The following is a 3309-nucleotide window of genomic DNA, read 5'->3' on the forward strand; positions in this document are numbered from 1 at the left end:
CATGGCGATGGTCAAAGCGCTTAACCGGATCACGCTATTAGGAATGCCGAACAGTATTCGCATCACGTAACAATCGACCCGATGGGGCACAGTCGTTACAAGTTCTGATTTATTCAACAAAGCCCATATGGCCCTGAACCTGATTGCCTGCATACCCGCCCGCCAAAGCCCCCGCGACCGTGGCAATATCCTTGCCTCGACCACCGCCGACCTGATGACCCAATACGCCACCGGCCACCGCGCCAAGCACCGACCCCGCCAAACGATTCTCATCTTGCACCGGACGACGATGGGTTACGCTGACATCACGGCACTCCTGACGCGGTGTTTTCACCGTTTCTTTAATGGGTGTTGCCGAGATAACCTGGGCAAACTGCGGCTCGGGTGAAAAAACCTCCATGCTGGCTATCGCCGCTACGCCTAGAGCAGCAGCCACACCGATACCCACCCCCGCTAACATGGATTTGTTCACAGAAACCTCCTGAATGACCGCTCGCACCTGCTTTATTCGCTGTATACATGAGCGTCAGAGGATAGTGCCCTTAACGTCGGTATCAGCCATTACAGCGTGCGTTGTTTCGTTGATAACTGGCAAAAGTGTGCATTCGAAGAGAAAAAGTGACAATCAGATTAGTTAACCAAAAGCGTAGATATGTTAATAAAATGCGGTTATTTGGGATTTTTCTTAGGGGTAATTGGCGTTAAGGCGAGATGTTATTCTGAGAGTGAAAAAGCGCTCAATCTGAGCCCTTCAGGACCGGATAACGTGCCACCCCAACAGGCAGCACGTTGTAGAACCCCGTCGGTTAATGCAGTTTCAAGCGCGGACGAATCACGCGGTTAATACCGCCCACCAGCATCATCAACCCGGTTTTGGTGTAGCCGTGCAAGGCAATCTGGTGCATACGGTACAGTGAAATATACACCACGCGCGCAATGCGCCCTTCCACCATCACCGATCCACACATCAGGTTACCCATCAGGCTGCCTACGGTACTGAATTTGGACAGCGACACCAGTGAACCGTGATCCTTGTAAACATAAGGCTTCAGCGCCTGACCGTTGAGCTGGGCGAGGATATTGTGATAGCAACGTGTCGCCATCTGGTGCGCCGCCTGGGCACGCGGCGGGACAACGCTGCCGCTCGGTTGCAGGCACGATGCGCAATCGCCGATGGCATAGATATTCGGATCGCGCGTGGTTTGCAGCGTCGGTTCCACCACCAGTTGATTGATGCGATTGGTTTCCAGACCGGCGATCTCTTTCATGGCATCGGGTGCTTTGATCCCTGCGGCCCACACCATCAAATCGGCTTCGATAAACTCTCCCTCTTTGGTGTGTAAACCACCGGGTTTCGCTTCCGTGACCATCGTTTTGGTCAGAACGCGTACACCGATATTTGTTAACTCCTGATGTGCTGCGGCAGAAATGCGCGGCGGCAACGCGGGCAAAATGCGCTCCCCAGCTTCTACCAACGTCACGTTCAGTGCCTGATTATCCAGCCCGTCAAAACCGTAGCTGTGCAGCTGCTTCACCGCATTATGCAGTTCTGCGGAGAGTTCCACCCCAGTGGCACCGCCGCCAACGATAGCAATGTTGACCTTTTCCTTGTCGTCATTAGCGTTTGAGGTGAATTTCAGGAACAGGTTGAGCATTTCATTGTGGAAACGGCGCGCCTGTTTGGGGCTGTCGAGAAAAATACAGTTGTCTTTGACGCCTGTGGTGCCGAAATCGTTGGAGATACTGCCCAGCGCGATCACCAGAATATCATAGGGCAGCGAACGTTCAGCTACCAGCATTTCACCCTGATCGTTATCGATTTCGGCGAGTCGAATACACTGACTTTCACGATCGATATCCATCAGCGTGCCTAACTGAAAATGGAAGCCATGGTTGCGCGCATGCGCCAGATAGCTCAGCGCGTCAATGTCATCATCCATCGAGCCTGTTGCCACTTCGTGCAGCAGCGGTTTCCATAAATGACTTTGATTACGATCGACCAAGGTGATCTCAGCTTTGCTTTTACGCCCCAGCTTATGGCCCAGGCTGGTGGCTAATTCCAAACCGCCGGCGCCACCGCCGACAATAACAATTTTTTTAAGTGCTGATGTCAAAACGACCCCCTAATTGTGAACCAATAGTTAATAAGGCGTAAAAATAATATCATTATATTACATATGTTTATCATAAGTTAAATGCCAAATCTGTGGGAAGAATAGCACGTAAGGTCATTTGGTCATACCAAAATTGATATATATCAATTTATTTTTTATCCTCTTGATTCGCGGCAAAAAATTTCCTTTTGAATTCATCAAATTATTTTGCAGGCGCTGATATCAGTATAGGACACACGACGTTAGACGAGGAACGTCAAACGCCGTGGTAGGGAAAAGAGGGAGAGCTGTTATCGATTAACCGAGCGTTTTAAACGCTTTAATGCGCTGAAGATGCGGCGAGATACTATTGAATTTATGCGTCTGGATGTCGTCCCAAATGACTTCGTAGAACGATCCCAACAGTGCGGCACTGCGCTGGCTATCCAGCATTTCATCGTTGCGCGACAGCACGGTCAGACAGCGATCGCGATTCTTCTCACGGAAATTAGCGACACATTTGGTGGCAATGTCCGCATACTCTTCGGGCCTGTCGATTTTTCCTGCCATGTTCTCTTGCGGGAACAGATTTGGATTAAAAATGACCTGGCGAATATCACATAAAAAGCCGATACGTTCGGCCCAAAAGCCGCCCAACCCTACACCGCAAATCAGCGGACGCTCGTCCTGCGCACGCTGGATCAGCTTGTCGACTTGTTTGAGCAAATGTTGCATATCATGCCGGGGATGAAGCGTACTGTAACTCAGCGGTCACGTATTCAATGAGTGTATTGCTACATAGTCTGGCATGCAAAAAAGGTGTTTAAAACCAGCCTGAATGCATGAAGAGAACATAGAGCATGAATACTATTTTTATTGCGGAGCAACACATTGAATACGTGACCAACTCAGCAGCTCAACGTCCTGGTCAATAAACTGCAACTGCAACACTTTTTCATGGTTGCCAGGGCTAGTGGAATCAAAGCCATGCAAGTAGATAATCATCTGAACCTCATCCTCCGGATACGGCCAACGCCAGACGTCGCCCCCTATCACAACGAGCAGACGCATTTTGATAATCACCCGATGGAGGCTTTGTTGAATAAATAGAAAGTTTGGGTAATCATCGGAACAGATCACCATAGTTGTTTCAAAATCAGGTCTCCATGGCAAAACAAAATTTTAAAATCACTAACTGGCCCTCCTATAACAAGGC

Annotated in this window: 2 protein-coding genes and 3 pseudogenes; 1 reads left to right on the top strand and 4 read right to left on the bottom strand. The window is 49.6% G+C overall.

All coding sequences use genetic code 11. The annotated features are described in order from the left end of the window. Nucleotides 1–70: pseudogene (locus ACTBDZ_RS16310) on the top strand (surface-adhesin E family protein); the annotation flags it as partial. 54 nt (nucleotides 71–124) lie between these two features. On the opposite strand, the pseudogene ACTBDZ_RS16315 reads toward ACTBDZ_RS16310, so the two are convergent. The 4 genes and pseudogenes from ACTBDZ_RS16315 to ACTBDZ_RS16330 form a co-directional block, all read right to left on the bottom strand. After that, nucleotides 125–472: pseudogene (locus tag ACTBDZ_RS16315) on the bottom strand (glycine zipper 2TM domain-containing protein); the annotation flags it as partial. A 334-nt stretch (nucleotides 473–806) separates the two neighbouring features. Next, complete coding sequence (locus ACTBDZ_RS16320) at nucleotides 807–2114, bottom strand: NAD(P)/FAD-dependent oxidoreductase (protein WP_438816088.1); 1308 nt, start codon at nucleotides 2112–2114, stop codon at nucleotides 807–809. A gap of 297 nt (nucleotides 2115–2411) precedes the next feature. Then, nucleotides 2412–2861, bottom strand: a pseudogene (ycfP, locus tag ACTBDZ_RS16325) (alpha/beta hydrolase YcfP); the annotation flags it as partial. 105 nt (nucleotides 2862–2966) lie between these two features. Then, complete coding sequence (locus ACTBDZ_RS16330) at nucleotides 2967–3164, bottom strand: YqiA/YcfP family alpha/beta fold hydrolase (protein ID WP_438816089.1); 198 nt, start codon at nucleotides 3162–3164, stop codon at nucleotides 2967–2969. Nucleotides 3165–3309: the final 145 nt, after the last annotated feature.

This window comes from Symbiopectobacterium sp., assembly GCF_051710365.1.
Taxonomy (GTDB): domain Bacteria; phylum Pseudomonadota; class Gammaproteobacteria; order Enterobacterales; family Enterobacteriaceae; genus Symbiopectobacterium.